The sequence below is a fragment of the Paenibacillus selenitireducens genome (assembly GCF_002021565.1).
Classification (GTDB): domain Bacteria; phylum Bacillota; class Bacilli; order Paenibacillales; family Paenibacillaceae; genus Paenibacillus_K; species Paenibacillus_K selenitireducens.
In genome coordinates, this window is record NZ_MSZX01000014.1 from 81140 (window position 1) to 99195 (window position 18056).

The following is an 18056-nucleotide window of genomic DNA, read 5'->3' on the forward strand; positions in this document are numbered from 1 at the left end:
TTATTTATAAACTAAATGGCTAAGGTTGTCCCCACCGTAAAAACCTAACTTAGCGTATAATTGTTCAGCTCCGTTGCCTGATGTAACGAATAACCGAATGACCGGATATTTCTCCTCCAAGGTACTGATGGCTCTGCTCAAGATAAAGGTTGCGATTCCCTTCCCTCTGTAGAGCGGGTTAACGGCGACATCATAAATCAAAGGCGATTCTTCCCAATTCGATACGAGACACACCCCTACTATTTCAGTATGGTCATGATTCCATATCATTGTGGAAGCTTCGAGCAAATCCACGTCCGAATGGTATGTAAAATAATTCATTAATCCTTCGCGATAAGTCGCTGCATCTTGTTCATCTGGCGTCCCTCGAAAAGCCTCATTCAACAGTACAGCTAGTTTGTCAATGTTTTGAACGGACGGCGTAACATACGCAAAAGATGAGGGCAGTTTCTCGTAAATCAAAGATTCCGTAGGTCGAATCATACATTTTCTCGTTCGAACAACCGCAAAACCTTCCTCTTGAAAGGCACGTAAATGCTCAGGCAGCACATTATATGCCTCTATAGATGTATTCTCAGGTTTTCTGTCTATAAGAAACTCTTTCAAATATTTCACGATAGAGGATGATAGCTCATAGGGCGGAATAAGAAATAAGGATCCGATGGAAAGCTCTGATAACGAGATCCCTCCAATTTTCTTGCCATTCTCACAAATCCAATAACATGCCTCTGCGGTCATCATCATCTGTTGAATATCGTCCCAACTGCGCCGAAACCATACATTCTTCCGATATGTGGCAAAACATTTTGAATAGTTCAGCAAATCCGCTTGTTGTAATGATAGATTGACGAGCTGCAAGGTATTCATTCCATCCCTACTTTCCTTATGACGATCCCTTATTGGATTTCTTATGATTCATAATATTGATGCTACCAAGCAGGATAAACACGACGCCTACCACGGGAAATGCAACCAACGAAGTCGACCCGTCAGCTAAAATACCCGCAAGTATAAAACAGACGGCAGCAAAATAATTTAATATGGCAACGTTGAGATGGTTCACTTTTTTCATTGGAATCACTCCTTTCAAGGGATATTCAATTTAGACCGGCATGTCATTTGAGATTCGCTTCTGGATATACGCAGCAACGCCATCCTCATCATTGGAACCAGTTACATCGTCGGCTATGTCCAGGAGGGTCTGATGCGCATTCGACACCGCTACCTTTTTACCAGCAGCTTCAAACATACCCACATCATTCAAGTTATCTCCGAATACGGTAATATCCTCGGGTTCACATTGCATATATCGGGCCCATTTCTTTAATCCCTCACCCTTATTCGCATCCGGATGGCTAAATTCAAGGAAATAATGGTCTTCGATGTATTGGTCCTTCATGAAATGAATATGTAAATCAGATCCCAATCGCTGAATTACTTCTTCACGCAGCGGTTCCAGCTCATGTCGGTAACCGATGTAAGTCAATATTAACGTGCGATAATTATCTGGACAGACTAAGTGCGTTATTTCTTCAAATCTTGGGTCATCCGGCCGGTCTTCAACAAACTTCAGGTCTCCATATCTCGTCAACTTCTCATGTAATACGCGTTCGTGATCGGCATGATCCAAGGCGAATAACAGGGGGAGCAATTGACGGGCTCTGCCAATCTGAATGATCTCATCGACAATCTTAAGATCTAACCAGGATCCATCGATGACCTTTTCTGTTACCGGATCGAATAGAATGGCTCCATTATATAAAATGAGCGGATCCTTCCAAGGAATAACCGATACGATTTGATGCGAGCTGATATAACTTCGTGCTGTTGCGTAACTAATATGAAGTCCTTCTAGTAGGGCTTGATTTATCATAAAGATCGTTCGCTCCGATAATGTTGCGTTAGAGCGTAGTAACGTTCCATCCAAATCCGTCAGAAAATAACGTTGCGTCATCCACGCACCTCCATCTCTAAGTCATCCTCATTCTTTTAGCTGATGTAATGTTTCATATAAAATGCAACTTCGCCATCATCTACATCGGAATTCGAATACAACGACAAGTCCACGGCCTCGATGTCAAATCCACAGCGCTTATATAACGCAATGGCCGGTGCGTTCGTATTCTGGGTCTCGAGGGTTACAGCCCGAAAACCAGCGTCTCTTGCCACCCCGATCACCTTCTTCAACAGCTTGCTTCCCATTCCGCTTCTGCGATAATTCTCTGCGATGTGCAAATTCCATAACATCAACGTATTGTTCCAACGCTGTGGTTCTGTGATCGCCACCCCGACGAGCTGATCTTCAATATAGGTGCCGTAGGAATAACCTAATGGAATCATTTTCTCATAGAGCTCAAAATCATCGGCTTCGACCTGCCATTCCTTCACATAAGGTTCTGCCAACGGAATACGTTCGATATGGATACTCATCGCAGAATCTGATACTGCTTTCCGTACCTGATACTTCATTGTGCTTGTATAACCAAACCCGCCTAGTCTACCCTGATCGGCTGCGTCATAATGCTTCAGTAACTTGATTTCCACTGGCTTCACCCTTCTTGATCCTTTTGATTTGGAAGCTTGGCATTTAGTTCCGCGATTTCTTTCTGAATCCCTTCCAGCTTCTTAATCATAACGCTCTGATTACCTAAATGACCAGCGCCAACCACAACGACAAATATGATGAAAAATAGCCAAAAAATATCCATCAGCATTCTCCTCTTCGCAATCTATGGTTTGCATAAAACGCAGCGCCGATGACCCCTGCCCGGTTGCCTAATTGCGCAGCTTCAATCTTACATGCCTCAATTTCCGGATTTAGCGAACTCCATTGTAAAACTTCTCCATTTCAACATGAACCCCCTTTTTTATGCTAGAAAATCTTTATGTCGCCGTAATTTGTCCTATGATCGAATTACGAAAACCACACTTCGCTCAATAATTTTATCCCTTCTTCGATCCGTTCCTCGGGTATGCCCCCAAAACCGATCATAAATTCGAGCGCATGCGGATCAGGGTGATCCCACCAAGTGAATGACATGGGCGTGATACGAATATCCACGGATTCCGCGATCATCACAAGCTCTTCCGCTGATTTGTGATGATGGACTTGCAGAATCATATGAAACCCAGCATCCCTTCCGGATAGTACCGCTCTGCCTTGAAAATATTGATCGCATGCATGAATGACGAGATCATGTTTTCGCTTATACAACTGTCTCATTTTTCGCAAATGCCGTTCAAAATGTCCTTTCTCCATAAAACGCTGCAGAGCAAACTGGTGCAGCCTGGACACGGATTGTTCCAAATATAATCGTTGCTTGAGCTCATGATACTTCGCTAATAAGCTCGTAGGCAGTACCATGTAATGCATACAAAACGCTGGTGCCAAGGATTGTGCAAATCCACCGACATACACAACAGGACTATTCTCCACCAGCCCTTGCATCGAGGGGATCGGCCTGCCATGATAGCGAAACTCCCCATCATAGTCGTCTTCAATGATATAGGCATCCTGCTGCCGTGCCCATTCCAATAGCTGTAGGCGTTTCGCGACTGGCATCACCATACCTCTCGGATATTGATGGGATGGTGAAATATAGAGAGTATTCACCTGACTTTGGATGACCCCTTCGAAAGATATGCCGTCTGCTTCAAGCGCAATCGGTGTCACGCAATACCCATGCTGCGCAAAGGTTTCAGGAATCGCGTGGTAACCCGGATTTTCAATACCGAGTGTCCCCCCTCGGCCTTGCAATAACAAGCTTAGCTGTGAAGCCAGGATAAAGATATCCGCTCCCACGACAATCTGCTCTGCAGTACAACGAAGGCCGCGATATCGTTGTAAATACATCGCTAGCACATCTCTGAATCCGCGATCTCCTTGAGGATCTCCGTATTGCAGTAACGCATCATTCGTCATGCTTTCTTTCATCAATGCATTCCAGACCCGGGTCGGGAACAGTGAGAAGTCATTTTTCGAGATGTGAAAATCATACATATAGCTTCTCGGATCTCTCGGCGTAATCGGTGCTGATAATGCACTTAATGCAGGCTTCTCTATAAATAACTGTGCTGATTGCAACTGCTGCACATAATACCCTCGCTTAGGCTTGCTCACAATGAATCCTTCCGCAATTAATTGCTGGTAGGCGATTTCCACAGGTGTATTACTAATTCGCAAAGATTCTGCCAGCTTCCGAATGGATGGCAAGCGTGTATCCGGAGCCATCGCACCTTGCATAATTTGGTACTTAAAATGCTCATAAATCTGAATGAAATAAGGGGTTACCTCCTGCTCATTGAGCTTAGGTAATTGCACAAAGCTGTCCAACATCATCTGTCCTCTCAAATTAACCGAAACTGTATATTCCTTAGTATACAGTTTTTCCTTATGATACATATATATTTGAAAGGGAGTGTTACGAAAATGCATCCAACGAACGAGGCTAAATTTTTAGAAGGCAGCAGGGTTTATCTCCGCCCCCTCAATATGGAAGACGCTGAAATGTACTATCATACCCTGTACCAACCGGAGACTCGGAGATTAACAGGAACGCAGCAGCATTTTACCAAACATCAAATTGAGCAATATATAGCGAACAAATCCACTGATTCATCCAGCGTTCTGCTATTAATCGCGCTTCAGGAGAATGACGAAGTTATCGGAGATATTGCGATCCAAGATATTCATGAGATGAACCGTTCCGCGAATCTTCGCATTGCGATTACCCATTCGCAGCACCAAGGCCGGGGGTTGGGTCAAGAAGCGATTCTATTGATGTTAGACTACGGATTCGGCATTCGACATTTGCATCGGATTGAATTAGAGGTATTCGCCTATAATCCTCGCGCCCAACATGTGTATGAGAAAATAGGATTCGTGCAAGAAGGCATTCGCCGCCAAGGGCTGTTCTACGATCATCAATATCATGACGTGATCCTCATGAGCATGCTCACAGCCGAATACCGGGCAAAATATTGCTAAGAATGAAATAGGGCATTCCCATAATTCGAACAATCGAATCCGGGAATGCCCTTCGAGGTTAATCGAATTGCATGAGAACTTCTTCAAGGAGCTGTTGACCAATGTTCTCTACGATGGTGTAATCTGTAGCAGCTGCATAGATGAGGCGCTGCCGATCCCGTAATTGCTTCACCTCAGCCAATATCGCAATGGAGGCTTTCATCGAAGCTGCATACTGGGTTTTAACCTCCAGAATATCGTCAGCATATCGCTCATCCGTCCCTTGATCAATGGTACGGACATACATATCGAGAATTTCATCCCCTTCCCGGTTAGGGAAGTGTTCATGGGGTGCCGTACTGTCAAAAATGGCGAGTCCTAGGGAAGGATACACGACCATATCTAGACTATTGGGATCAAAACCGCAATGGAATACTTCGACATTTACGCCGCGTTCTTCTGCCGTTTGAACAAGTTTCTTCAACATTGTCGATTTCCCTGAGCCGGGACGGCCCTTCACATAAATTCGACGGTTCGTCTCTTCCGTAAGGTTCATGACATAATCCACGGCTCCGCGCCATGTTGCAGCCCCTAGGTATAAGTGACGAGCTAACCCTTGACCTGTTGACTGTTCAGGGATCAATGCCTTCAATTCATCCGTCACGATATCTGCATCTGCGAACCGAATATGTTCAATATAATACTTCTCCCAATCATCGTGAATGCGAAGCGTATGCAAGAAGGAATCTGTCGCGCGCTGGTAACCCGCTTCAATCTGATCCTCTAACGCTTGAAGCACTTCTTGAAATGGAAGTAGGACAGCTACATCCACAGCGGACTCTAAGGAGATTCTCACGAACTCCGTATCTTGAACATCATCGAATGCATCTTGACATGCTGTCGCATCAATAACACCCACACCATACGCAGGAATCCATAATCCATCTAGTGTTTCACTGTCTAGCGGATTGTGGAACCATTCTGTTCGAATATCGCGTTCACCGACGGCTTCTGCAATACGTCGAATCCATACCGACTTCCCTGTTCCTGGTGCTCCTTCGAGTAGGAAAATCCGACGAGCCCCTTGAAATGCAGACTTGAAAAAGTTCACTCTTCCGTGTGCCGTATTCCCACTTGCAAATGCATGCTTCACCATACCCGTCACATCCATCACACTCCCAGCTGATCGCGTTTATGTAACACCTTATGTAAGTATCCGGAAATGTGTGTTTGCCCATTGCAAAGTACAAGAAAAATCCATCTATGACGTTCATAGATGGATTAGGTCGTATTATTTGCGGAGCGCAGCGTGTGCTTCTAGTAATTCCGTTACGAGAACCCCGTTAATCTTCATTCCCGTCAGATTGCAATCCGTGATTTCAAGCTTGCTCAAGTTACAATCTGTGATCGTACTTCCTTGTAAATTACAGTTTTCAAATCGTAAAGGTCTTTGCTGCTCGCCAGGCTGATGGTTCGGATGACATTCCGGCGGCATCCCGATATTATGGATGAATGCTCCGCCGAGCTGTGCCCCATCAATTTCAATATCGCTTAAATTGGCGTCTGTGATTCGTGTTCCGGCTAATGTTACATTCTCAAAATACAATTTCTCACCGCACACATTCACGAACTTAGATCCTGCAACATTTGCATTATTAATGTCTAACATTTTCGCAGCATTTACAACTTCGATTCGTTCCATAGGACACCTCTTCATTAGAATTTATTTCCTAAATGATAGGATACTTGAATTTACTAGATTGACCCCATTTATATCTTGAGTAATTCTTAATCTACAGTTTATCCTTGTTCCATCCCTGTCATAAAGCCCTCTTTCACATCATCTGTCGTATCCCACTTCGACCAAGCAGCCTCTAGCAAGTTGCCCACTTGATCTTTGAAATAGAAGTATTTCGCTTCATTCTCGCCAAGCGTATGCAACTTTTCGACCTCGACGCCACTGTTCTTTAACGAATCATAGGTAAATTCGATATTCGGACAATTCAAGGCCATGATCGGAAACGGCTTTCCGTTTCTGGAAATTTGCAAGGGGTGATCGTCTTCTGTCTCGATGAGCAATAATGCAATGGCATGTTGGTGAGGATGATGCAATACGGCTAAATAGGAACCTCTGTCTTGAAACTTGTTGATGAGTTGAAAAGATAAATGCTTCGTGTACCATGCGATAGATTCATCTAGCTTTGGTGTAGGAACATAGACGTAACCGATTTGAGAAAAATGGAATGGTTGTGTCATGAAATACACTCCTTTGGGGGAAGTTTATTTGTTGTTTCATCAAACCATGTGTTGAAATCTTGACCGTTCTAACCCTGCTAGTGCTTCTTTGATGACGCTCGTATACTTCTCATATGTGGTCTGGTCCATGAGGCGGAAGTATAAGCTCCTTAAAAAACGTTTTTTATTCCCGAAAAGAATGTCATCTTCCGGAAGATGCCCAGTTTTTGCATATGAACCTATCTCGTGGATCCAATCCCCCATTTCTTCATCGGAAATAAGCCCTCGGTGAAAAATCTTCATGACGACATTAACCATTCTCTCATCTTCACTATGAATGAAGGCGTAACGATCGACAGCTATTTTTCGCTTCATCACATGCAGGATTTCCATAAGATCTTCTCTATGAATCGATGGTAAGGAGGACACCGCAGCAAGCGCATCTGACGCATGAGCTATAGCATGAGCCCATCCCTTCCCCGGAACATAACCACGCAAATCCTTTTCCATATCAAAAAACGAGATTAGCTTATCTTTAATCTCTGATATTTCCTGCTCTGTAAGGAAATTTGAATGTTCGTGATACGATATGGCTAACGGAACAAATAATACCGAGAAGGCTCTAGTAAACACGGAGTCGGTGTTCATCTCACCCATGTTGAGAAAGGAATGGTTATCATCTAAGCTAAGTCGTAAAAGGTGCCGCATTTGATCTGCTGTAAACTCCTGATTTTTCGACCACATATACAATGTTGAATAGATGAGGTTGTCCCGATACTCTGAATCCACATCCCCAATATCTTCCATCATTTTAAGTGCCAATTCGTAAGCTAGCATATCCGAAGGAACACGGTAATCTTCTTGTTCTATGCGCAATAGAAGTTCTTTCATGACCATCGTAGAATTTTTCATATATCCACTCCTAATGAATGCGAGATTTCTTCTTGCAGATGCAGACCATTTCCTTGCTATCCTGGCACAGCTCTTCTTTATCCCAGCTTCCATAGACCTGTAAAACTTCGAATTCATTCGCGGCTAGTAACAGAATTAGCTCTTGTGGAAAGGTATATCGTAATTGTAAAGACTCATGGGATGCACCCATTTCCCTACCGTCTCGATCACGAATTATCTTCTCCGTCCGACATGATAGAATTTGCGAGATAGGGTCGTATTCTTCCACATGTCGCTCCACAACATCAAACATGGATTCATTTTTATATTGTTCTTGATACCGCTGCACTTGGCTTAATTCATGCAGTTGAGGGACTCTTGTCCCAAATATAAATACCCCGTCATCGTCCAAAAACTGGTATATCCCCTTTAGAAGCAGCTTCTGATCATGGTTCGTCAGTACATGTTGAAACGTATTTCCGACCATATACATCATGGAATACTGGAATCCCAACGCTAATTGCGTGACATCCATGGGTTGAAGCTTGATTCGCATACCATACTGCTTCGCTTTGTTCACTGCCATACACAGCATGGGTTCACTAAGATCAACGCCCTCGACATCATACCCTGCTAAAGCTAACGGAATGATAACTCTTCCTGTCCCGCAACCAAGATCTAGAATTTTCCCTTTCATCTGACTTGCCCATTCGAGAATTAGCGCATAGTCTTTCGAATAACCAGCATACTTAAAATCATAGGTTTGAGGATCATTATACATGTCATCCATTCACAATTTCCTTTCTCTAATCAACACACTGTTGTTGCCCAAGATCCTATAACAGCCCCCTTGAGCGTGCCAAGATTAGCCCCATTCCTAGCCTTGTATCTGACCATTCACCTGATGCGACCTTCAAGAATGCATCTTCAATATCAACATAAACGATATCAATGTGTTCGTCATCGTCTAATCTTTGATCCTGAACAAGATGGATTTGATTGGTGAAAAATAAAGTTACAGCTACAGAACCTGGTGGTACCAAGAATGTCCCTAATTCAATCAATTCTTGCGAAAATAATCCCGTTTCTTCTGCTAACTCACGAATAGCTCCATCATAGGGGTTCTCGTTATCTTTCACTTTCCCACCTGGTAATTCCAGTGTATTGGACTGCAATTCTTTCCTATACTGATAGACAAGAACTAACTTATGCTCATGGATAGCTAGCACTTTAACAATCTGTCGCGGCGTACGTGCTTCGTTCAAATCACACCTCAAGCGTAGAAGTCAACTGATCCATCGACTTTACTTGCATACGTTCTGAACTCTTGAATAAAAGCGTTCAACCATTCTTCTCCAAAATCGAGTGCCCCATCGAGCGTACCGATAAAATGTACATCCAAACTCATCACCCATAGACGACGAACCATGACGAAATCTTCAACGGCTTGCTCGTCCAAAGCCGAAAACGCTCGGACCGATCTGTACCCTTTCAATATCGCATTCCACGATATTTCAGCCTGCTCCGCGGATTGATTCCGCCTTCTTGAGATCAGAACTTGTGCTAAATCATAGGAGCGCCATCCATAACTTGACCATTCAAAGTCATAATGCGAGAAGAGTTCTCCGTCTTGATGCACATTGTTATTCCCATGCATATCGCCATGACATAATCCCCAATCCAAGCCTTGCCCTACTTTGGCATTGATTCTTGACGTGATCATCTCGACATATTCCTTCAGAAAAGCAGCATGTGGATGCTCCTCCCCAATATACTGAAGAATACGCTGAAGGGACTTATCCAAAAGCTGTTCTAGATTAAGCTCGTTTCTTGGTAGATTCATCTCCATCTGATCCATGGCAAGATGCAATTCGGCTGCCGAACGTCCAAACTTCATGCAAGCATCCACATCTTCTAACCGACTTTCATGCCCAGGTACAAACGGATACAGGACGACATATCTCTTACCCTCTGGAGCTTGAATGGCACAATAATAAGACTCGTCTCTCTTGCGTACGGGCGGTGCAACTTTGGTGAAGTTGCTATCCAGTGTATGATGAAGTTTATTTAATAGAGTCATCTCATATTGGACGTCTGCTTCCAATACTTCGGTTCGATAAACCCTTAATACATACTTCCCGTTCGATGTCGTAACCAGATAGGTGTCATTCAATCCTTTTAACAAATATGTACAAGTCTGCCAAGGACCCACAGAATACTCACCGGAAAACGTATCAAGAATATACGAGCTGTTAAGAACAGAACGTAAAACCATAGGATGTTGTGTCAATGTGTTCCCTCTCTTCTACTATTTTCCTAATTATACCATCAAGTACAACTTGCCGTAACATGTAACGAATAACTTCTCAATTAATCCCATTATAGAACACCTGTTCCTAAATGTAAATATTTTCATTTTGAAGTATGTTTGAACAGCAAAAAGGCCGCTTATCAGCAGCCTGCCTGAGTCCAGACTATTCTATTTTAAACCCATTAGATTCTTCGTTTTTCTATAAAATACAAGTGATGCATACTCATTAAGCCTCTTACATCCCCCAGTCTTGCAGAACCCCATTTTTCCATAGAAGTAACAATTACGCTCTTCTTCAAGAAGGGTTACAAGTTTCCAAGTCTTTGCTAGTGGATGAGTAAGCAACTAACTTACTTACACGAGGCGAATAATTAAGAAGTTCCCCACTGGTCCTGAAACGTAACGGCCGGTGGGGAACTATTTTGTTGTTACTTTCTAGGCTTAATCCTATAGTCATCCGTTCGGTTGGGGTGCGTTGGCTGCTTCACCGACAGCTAATAGGACTAGCTGCAGGTATAACAATACTAGCAACACTACATCTACATTAAAATAAATCCCGAGAAACTGTTCTATGATGCTGGCAAGGCTTCCTGGATTTGTCCATAGCGATCAGAACTGTCTATTTAGGGTTCTCAATTTTAACTCCATTTACATACCAAGAATTAGAGTCATCGCTTTTAGTTTTCAAATCCATCACAACGTAAGAACCATTAGCTTTTTCCCAATACACCAAAGCTTGTGACTTATCTGGATTTATTAGTAAGGCTGACATATAATCGCCTACATCAAGATTTTTTGCTCTCTCCTCACTATAAAAAGCGTCTATAAAAGAAGATCGTTCTTTTCTAGAGAAAGAAGATAGTAACTCATCATTGTTAAGATCATTTATAATCGTCCATTTTGTCAGCTCATGGTATCCACTGATATCACTGCTGTTTGCAAATGCCTTAGCCTCTTCACTTTTTAGGATTACTTCTCTTCCTTTAGTCCATGATTGATTTAAACGGTCCTCTACTTTTTTCACCATAGCTTGGTCTTCAGGGCTTACATTTGGTAAAAGAGAAGATTTAGTACCACTGGTATATGCGTTTGTACCAATTATTAATATGAAAGCGACTAATCCAAAGATGATAAATTTCTTATTCATTTTTTTCATTTTTAACACCCCTCCTAGAATAGTTATTTCTCACTATGAGTATTATCTGTAAGTTCCATTTCTATATAACTCAAAATATGCCCTAATTGGACCTGGAACGAAATCATAACTAGCGATATCTGTTATGTATTGAGAATCCCCACACTTCAAAGGTATTTATTTACACATTTAATACTAACAGCGAACAAATGGGTTAGTAGTGATGATTTCAACATATAATGGATCTATGAATATTTTATTCCATTTTCATATACTTTTCTTTCTTTTCTATATAAACGAATTACAAGATTCAATTCTCAATAAAACGGTTAACTAACAGATCAATTTAGTATCATCCACCAGATAACTTCCTCACTTTTCTCTTATAACCGTTTAAACACAAAAATAGGGGATAAAAAAACCTCCTAAACGTAAAAAAAGCCGCTTAACAGCAGCCATAATTAATCTAATATCTCCCTTTTGCGACTTTTTTATAAAATACAAGTGTTGCATACTCATTTAATCTCTTCCATTCCCCAGTCTTGCGATAGCCCATTTTCTCATATAGGTAACAGTTACGCACTTCTTCAAGAAGGGTTGCAAGCTCCCAAGTCTTCGCACGAGGATACATACTTTCTACGAATTCAATTGCTCGTTGAGCAATCCCTTGTCCTTGATATGAAGGTGAAATAAACATCGGACTTATTCCGAAGCGTGTCTCCGTTTCGTCCCAATATACACGGATAGCTCCCACTAGAATTTGATCATGCGTCAGAATTTTATAAAACGAGCCGTAAGGATGATTGATTCTCGCAATGACTCTCTCGATACTTTCACAGGCTGGATTTGTATCGAAGTCTTGATATTTAGCCAGCAACGGGGCAAATGTCTTTACTTGCATGGCATAGATCGTGTTCGCATCCGACTCGTCTGCTTTTTCTAATACGATGCTATACATAAGCCACCCCTTATCTATGAAAAAAACCTAACCGAGGTCCATCTCGAAAACACTTCTATTTCACGCATCGAAACATCAGAAACAACGGAATTCGCATTCTTCGCTTAAACTCATCTTGATGTTCAAATAACTCTGGTCTTGGGGAGCACTCCCGAACATCCTCAATTGTGAATCCCGCCTGCTTCAATGCTTGGAAATAGGCCTCAAACGTTCTGTGATATTTGACGACACTCTCCCCGATCCATGGTTCTGTCCGTTTTCCTAATTCGAAGTATTCGTCAACGATCCAGTTCGATCTTTTGCCGGAAATTTCTGCACTTGCCATGGAAGACGTTAGAACAGGGTGTTGTACACTAAAAATAAACTCCCCACCCGGGACTAATGCATGATGGATATGGCCGAACGTTGGTTGAATATCTTGCACATAATGAAGGGCAAGCCGAGATATCGCTATATCGTATGTATGTTGCGGATAATTCCAACCTTCGATTGTAGCATGATGGATCTGACTATTTGTCGTATCTAATCGCGTCCGTGCCTCATGTACCATGTTGGATGAACCCTCAACACCCTCGTAATATTTACATCCCTGCTGCAATAGCTCATATCCGAACCTTCCATCCCAACATCCTAAATCTAGAACCGTTTTACCAGTAAAATCCCCCATAAGTTCAAGCAGAACGGGTTTCTCTATGATGTTATTCGGACTATCCTGGCGGTTCCTTCTCAATAAATATTGCTGGAGAAACTCCGCATTGTCGTAGACGGATGATCCGTCATATTCCATTTTCATCCCCCCTATGCATCCTGGATCTAATTTTCGAAAATCTCAGTGTTATGTAAGGTTCTCTTCTTCTCCAACTGTATGGCAATCGGCATCAATACAAGGGCAGAGACCACTAGTGCTGCCGGTATCACGAAAATCGCAGGCTGATATCCCGGAATAAGAAACGGCAGCAAATAACCGATCAACGACGCGGTCTGAGATAAGAAAACATACAGGCTGGATCCAAAGCCAATGCGCGTATGGAACATCCTTTGCACATATCCCATGGCAACACCGTATAGAACGGAAACATAGAAGGAATATAAGGGCTGAACCATAAAAAAGACGTAAAGCGGCGGGCTTAACGAATAGGTTATGTACACAACGAGCGCAAACAAGCTTGCAATAAAAATGATCCGTTTGCTTCCGTACTTGGCTGCCCAGTAACCGGCTAACGTCATGAACAAAAGCTCAAAAACCGCTTGCACACTCCACAAATATGACATCAGCTGCGGCTCGCCGAATTTCTGAACCACCACCAATGGGAGGTACAACCCACGAAGTGCATCACCGCAAGATAGCAATAACAATGCAATCAGCATCACGAGGGAAAAAGGTTCGCCTTTGCTTACATTCGCGACCGAAGTCTCTTCTTGTTCTTTATAAATCAATAGCAAAGTGAACAATAGTACATAACCCAATAAATTCCCCCATAAAATGCCTCGGAAATCAGAGAGTATATACAAATTCGCACCGATTAATAAGCCGCTAAAAAACCCAACGCTATAAGTCGTACGAAGCCAAATCTGTGCCATTTCGAAAAAGCTTGCCGCATTCCGCATGAAATGCTTGCGTGCCATGGCGAACAATTGTCCCATGATGAGACCGGACGGTGCGACAGCCAGTACCATGCCTACTAATGTCAACGCATACGTTGAAGCCTGCATGTAAATGGTTAATCCGATAATACATAACAGGCTAGCTACAAGCGGAAGGGTTTTCTTGCGTTGAATCTTATCGCTGATTAACCCAACGACAATGGTCGTTATCATGTTAAGTAAGAGGGAAATCGAAAATATAGATGTAATCTCAAGCTTGCTAAGACCAATGGCATCCCTCATATATACCGCATTCATCGGGGCTAAGATCCCCATTCCGATTCCATACAGAAACATGCCTACGATTAGGGGAATCGCATCTTGAATTCTAAAAAATGATTTGAAGTCAGCAAGCCACTTCATCCACCATTCACACTCCATTTCAATACCTGATATCGGTCATTCACCGTATCGTGATTCTTGACTGCCTATAGCCTAGCACATTGGAAGATATTGTGGGAGTGATTTTGAATAAAAAACCAGTCCAAGACACGATAAACGTGTAAGTCTGGTTTTTTTCACGATGTTGATTAATTGTTTGCACGATCGAATTGGATCATGATTTTCTTTTGACTGGGACCCAAACCTCACAAATTGAATCTACCTGATGTTCGTCAACCCAATAGTATTTTTCAATACATGGACCTTCCACCTGTTCAAAATTAGACGAAGGAAACCATTCGGAATAAATCCGTTTCCATACATTCTGGATCTCTAGACCAATTTCAATGTCCTCTGTCATTTTCTCCTTACTCTCAAATACAGCGTACGTTTGGGTTGGCACATGGAGAACGGTGAATTCAGTTGGGATATTCCCTTCCTCTGAAACCGCAGTTCCCATCAAATATCGCTTCGTACCATCTTCACTAAAATCAAAATAATAGCCATAGAGCAGCGTACCGGCAGGCCTCCCAGTCGCTTCATTAATCCTGTCATGCGTACCATCTTTCCAGATTCGCTCGACGAATGCAGGTATTTCTTGAAATGCATCGTACTTAATCACGACATCCTTGCCTATTACAATAGATGCCTGCTCTTCCGCGATACGATAATTCATTGCCACTTCTCCCTTAATCTGAATTTGAAAGGAGATTCGAGAGAAAGCCTTAAGCTTCACATTCATCTTCTTCGCCGCTAGTGGGGTGACCCCATGCAATCGTTGAAATGCCTTCGTAAATGCCTCAGGACTTTCGTAGCCGTACTTCAACGCAACATCAATAACCTTCATATCCGTCCCGACCAATTCTTCTGCCGCAAGCGTTAATCGTCGATTCCGAATATACTCCGTAACCGTAAAGCCAGTTAATGCATGAAACATCCGTTGAAAATGATATCTAGATGACAAAGCTTCCTTCGCAACGTCGTCGATTTGAATAACATCCTCTAAATGATCCTCGATATAATCGATCGCTTGGCGCATCAGTCTAAATGTTTCGATGACCCTCATCTCCTTTCCCCTTCAGTCTATAGGACCTGAATCTTTGAAGCCTGTTCTCGCGTGCATCATTTTGTCCGAACCATTCGTTGTAATCCCTTAATAAATACGTTCGTGAAGATCTGCAAGATTTCCTTCTACCTCACACAGATCTGCTATCCATAGCTATCAACTGACATAAGAAAAAGAGCCTACGCGTAGTAAGCTCCTTACTCTCATACCTATATTCATTACCCTTTCACTTATCGGGTGCAAGTAAATCTAGCATCGGTTTACGTGCTTCAGGCCCATAAGCTACACTCCCGACGGGGATAGCGTAATCTATTGCCTCACTGACTTTTGCAATCCAAATCGGTCCAAATCCCCCGCAAAGTTCTATCATCTGAACGCCGTCTTTCACAAGCTGTTTCGCAATTTGTACGACACGTTCTTTTTCTTCAAAATCGATACCGATCGCCGTAAATTTACAAACTTCATTGCCTGTCGTAATTGTGTTGTTCTCTGGACTAAATTGTGGGGATAAGTAGATGTATGCCCAGTTGTGAAGAGCCATAACATTATTCCTCCTATATGAGTAGTTCACGTGGATTCATTTTAGTTAAAAACAAGCAACAAAGCAAATTAGCATGCTCAATTCATCTTATCTTGCTGTGCATGTTTATCATTCAACAAAAAAGAGCCTACTCGAAGTAAGCTCCCCTCGCATGTTATAAGTTAAATAAGCTGCTTCCTTCTTTGACTTATTATTTTCGTTTTGCCAAAGATAACGATAATGGAATTAGGAGTACGGTGTATGCAGCAAGCACGTATAAGCAGAAAATAAATGAATTGGTGTAACTTATTGCATTCGCTTGCTGGTATCCATTCGCAAACAATTTATCAACCCCATCAGATGCTATTGCATGATTCTCTTTACATTCTGATGGCACAGTTTGGCTCACTCCATTCATTACATAGTAGCATTTTACAAATTGATCTAATTTCGCTTCACCTTTCTCAGATGTTAACGCATAGGCTGTTAGATGCTGACGAAGCTCCACCTTAGTCTGACTTGCCGCCTTATCCGTATTATGTCCAAGTGCGTTCAGCCATACAATACCGATAAGACCGATCCCGATGGCAAAGGCGACCTGCATGCCTGTCGTCAGAATTCCAGATGCTGATCCAATGTCAGGTTTACGCACTTTCGAGAGAACAATATTCGTCAGTGGTGCAGCGATGAAACCTTGGCCGATCCCGAGTACTGTCAGCGCAGGAATCCATAGGAATACATCCGGGGCCAATCCTGTGGAACGAACGGTGAGCGCAAGAGATACATACCCTACCACCGTCAATATAGACCCGAGGCTTAATACATGCGGACCTATCCTCGATGCCACACGAGCCGACATAAGTGACGCAAGGAAGTACCCTAGACCCATCGGTAAAATAACAGTACCGGCTTTCAGCGCCGTAAATCCAAGTCCAATTTGCAACAAATATGCAGCGATGAGGAAAAATGAAGCTTGCGATGACATCAAGAGAAAGACGATTAGCATCCCTATTCTAAATCCTCGCTGGCTGAACAAGCTCACATTCATGAGCGGGTCTCGTCTACTGCGCAACAACCTGATTTGAGTCCATACAAAGATGGCCAACACAGGTATGGATAAGATCATACTCATGACAAGCGTGAGCGGCCAGCCTTCTTTCTGCCCTTGTACGAGTGGATAGACCAGCAGCAATAGCCCCACGGAAATAATCGTGGCACCGAACCAGTCAAGTTTTGATTTCCCTAAACTCTTGGATTCCGGAATGAACGGAACCATACATAATATTAATGCTCCAATTGGTATGCTGAAGAAAAATACCACCCTCCACTCCAGACCCCAAGGGTTCCAGAATAACAAAAGTCCCCCAATTAATTGTCCTGTCGAAGCGGCTAGCCCCTGCGCTGCACCGTAAAGACCAAATATCATGCCCCTCTTCTCTGGCGGATATTGCGCTTGAATAAGGGACAATACTTGCGGTGATATCAGTGCTGCGCTTAATCCTTGAACGATCCTGACGATCGTGAGCATGCCAACTCCGTTCGACACGCCGCATAGCAAAGAACTAAGTGTAAAGCCGACAACCCCGATGAGCAGCATTCGCCTTCTCCCGAACCGATCGCCAAGGCGTCCTCCGATAATAAGAGCGACAGCATAGGCCAAAGTGTAGGCCGAGATAACGAATTGAACACCGAAGAAGTCGGCATGCAATCCGCGTTGAATCGACGGCATTGCCACATTGACAATAAAGATATTCGCCACCGCCATAAAGACCGAGAGCAGCATGACCGCGAGCATTAAATATGGACGTTGACTAGATTGAGCCACTATTTGCTGCCGGTCCAGGGACGCGGAAGTTACTTGGGACATAAGATCATTTTCCTCCTTGGCATCCTGGGTTGATTGACACAAGCCAGAATGATCCTATAGAATGAGCGAGACAGTTCTGTAT

General features: G+C 43.0%; 21 protein-coding genes. 1 reads left to right on the forward strand and 20 read right to left on the reverse strand.

The features are described 5' to 3' along the window. The 6 genes from BVG16_RS27050 to pdxR all read right to left on the reverse strand — a co-directional run bounded on the left by BVG16_RS27050 (nt 1) and on the right by pdxR (nt 4339). Nucleotides 1-867 carry a GNAT family N-acetyltransferase gene (locus tag BVG16_RS27050; protein ID WP_078502312.1) on the reverse strand — a complete coding sequence of 289 codons (867 nt, stop codon included), beginning with the start codon at nt 865-867 and terminating at the stop codon, nt 1-3. 16 nt (nt 868-883) lie between these two features. Then, complete coding sequence (locus tag BVG16_RS27055) at nt 884-1072, reverse strand: hypothetical protein (RefSeq protein ID WP_078502313.1); 189 nt, start codon at nt 1070-1072, stop codon at nt 884-886. Between the two features lie 30 nt (nt 1073-1102). Beyond that, nucleotides 1103-1954 carry a Cof-type HAD-IIB family hydrolase gene (locus tag BVG16_RS27060; RefSeq protein ID WP_078502314.1) on the reverse strand — a complete coding sequence of 284 codons (852 nt, stop codon included), beginning with the start codon at nt 1952-1954 and terminating at the stop codon, nt 1103-1105. 35 nt (nt 1955-1989) lie between these two features. Beyond that, entirely contained in the window at nt 1990-2544 is a 555-nt protein-coding gene (locus BVG16_RS27065; protein WP_078502315.1) for a GNAT family N-acetyltransferase, read from the reverse strand. Nucleotides 2545-2549: 5 nt separating this feature from the next. Further along, nucleotides 2550-2708 (reverse strand): hypothetical protein, encoded by a 159-nt coding sequence (locus tag BVG16_RS32960; RefSeq protein ID WP_158081808.1) that lies wholly within the window; start codon nt 2706-2708, stop codon nt 2550-2552. A gap of 206 nt (nt 2709-2914) precedes the next feature. Then, nucleotides 2915-4339 carry a MocR-like pyridoxine biosynthesis transcription factor PdxR gene (gene pdxR / locus BVG16_RS27070; protein ID WP_233147187.1) on the reverse strand — a complete coding sequence of 475 codons (1425 nt, stop codon included), beginning with the start codon at nt 4337-4339 and terminating at the stop codon, nt 2915-2917. Between the two features lie 90 nt (nt 4340-4429). Here pdxR and BVG16_RS27075 point away from each other — a divergent pair, with 90 nt between their 5' ends. Beyond that, entirely contained in the window at nt 4430-4987 is a 558-nt protein-coding gene (locus BVG16_RS27075; protein ID WP_078502317.1) for a GNAT family N-acetyltransferase, read from the forward strand. Between the two features lie 58 nt (nt 4988-5045). Here BVG16_RS27075 and BVG16_RS27080 read toward each other — a convergent pair whose 3' ends face one another. The 14 genes from BVG16_RS27080 to BVG16_RS27145 form a co-directional block, all read right to left on the reverse strand. After that, a complete protein-coding gene (locus tag BVG16_RS27080) occupies nt 5046-6131 on the reverse strand; it encodes a hypothetical protein (protein WP_144027504.1) in 1086 nt (361 codons plus the stop codon). A gap of 126 nt (nt 6132-6257) precedes the next feature. Then, a complete protein-coding gene (locus tag BVG16_RS27085; protein WP_158081809.1) occupies nt 6258-6668 on the reverse strand; it encodes a pentapeptide repeat-containing protein in 411 nt (136 codons plus the stop codon). Between the two features lie 98 nt (nt 6669-6766). After that, entirely contained in the window at nt 6767-7222 is a 456-nt protein-coding gene (locus tag BVG16_RS27090) for a VOC family protein (protein ID WP_078502320.1), read from the reverse strand. A gap of 39 nt (nt 7223-7261) precedes the next feature. Further along, nucleotides 7262-8113, reverse strand: coding sequence for a DUF2785 domain-containing protein (locus BVG16_RS27095; protein ID WP_158081810.1), 852 nt, complete (start codon nt 8111-8113; stop codon nt 7262-7264). Between the two features lie 10 nt (nt 8114-8123). Beyond that, on the reverse strand, nt 8124-8882 hold the full coding sequence (locus tag BVG16_RS27100) for a class I SAM-dependent methyltransferase (protein WP_078502322.1): 759 nt from the start codon (nt 8880-8882) through the stop codon (nt 8124-8126). Between the two features lie 46 nt (nt 8883-8928). After that, nucleotides 8929-9357 carry an NUDIX hydrolase gene (locus BVG16_RS27105; protein WP_158081811.1) on the reverse strand — a complete coding sequence of 143 codons (429 nt, stop codon included), beginning with the start codon at nt 9355-9357 and terminating at the stop codon, nt 8929-8931. Nucleotides 9358-9365: 8 nt separating this feature from the next. Next, nucleotides 9366-10382: a phosphotransferase enzyme family protein gene (locus BVG16_RS27110; protein ID WP_078502324.1), complete on the reverse strand. Its 1017-nt coding sequence runs from the start codon at nt 10380-10382 to the stop codon at nt 9366-9368. Between the two features lie 640 nt (nt 10383-11022). Continuing rightward, nucleotides 11023-11559, reverse strand: coding sequence for a hypothetical protein (locus BVG16_RS27115; RefSeq protein ID WP_078502325.1), 537 nt, complete (start codon nt 11557-11559; stop codon nt 11023-11025). Between the two features lie 445 nt (nt 11560-12004). Next, entirely contained in the window at nt 12005-12496 is a 492-nt protein-coding gene (locus BVG16_RS27120) for a GNAT family N-acetyltransferase (RefSeq protein ID WP_078502326.1), read from the reverse strand. A gap of 55 nt (nt 12497-12551) precedes the next feature. Beyond that, the gene (locus BVG16_RS27125; protein WP_078502327.1) at nt 12552-13283 is read right to left on the reverse strand and encodes a class I SAM-dependent DNA methyltransferase; all 732 of its coding nucleotides are present in this window, start codon (nt 13281-13283) and stop codon (nt 12552-12554) included. 26 nt (nt 13284-13309) lie between these two features. Beyond that, the gene (locus tag BVG16_RS27130) at nt 13310-14503 is read right to left on the reverse strand and encodes an MFS transporter (protein ID WP_078502328.1); all 1194 of its coding nucleotides are present in this window, start codon (nt 14501-14503) and stop codon (nt 13310-13312) included. A gap of 193 nt (nt 14504-14696) precedes the next feature. Next, on the reverse strand, nt 14697-15587 hold the full coding sequence (locus BVG16_RS27135; RefSeq protein WP_078502329.1) for an AraC family transcriptional regulator: 891 nt from the start codon (nt 15585-15587) through the stop codon (nt 14697-14699). Nucleotides 15588-15813: 226 nt separating this feature from the next. Beyond that, entirely contained in the window at nt 15814-16128 is a 315-nt protein-coding gene (locus BVG16_RS27140) for a DUF6506 family protein (protein ID WP_078502330.1), read from the reverse strand. Between the two features lie 190 nt (nt 16129-16318). Further along, nucleotides 16319-17974, reverse strand: a complete 1656-nt coding sequence (locus tag BVG16_RS27145; protein ID WP_078502331.1) for an MFS transporter — start codon at nt 17972-17974, stop codon at nt 16319-16321. Nucleotides 17975-18056 lie beyond the last annotated feature (82 nt).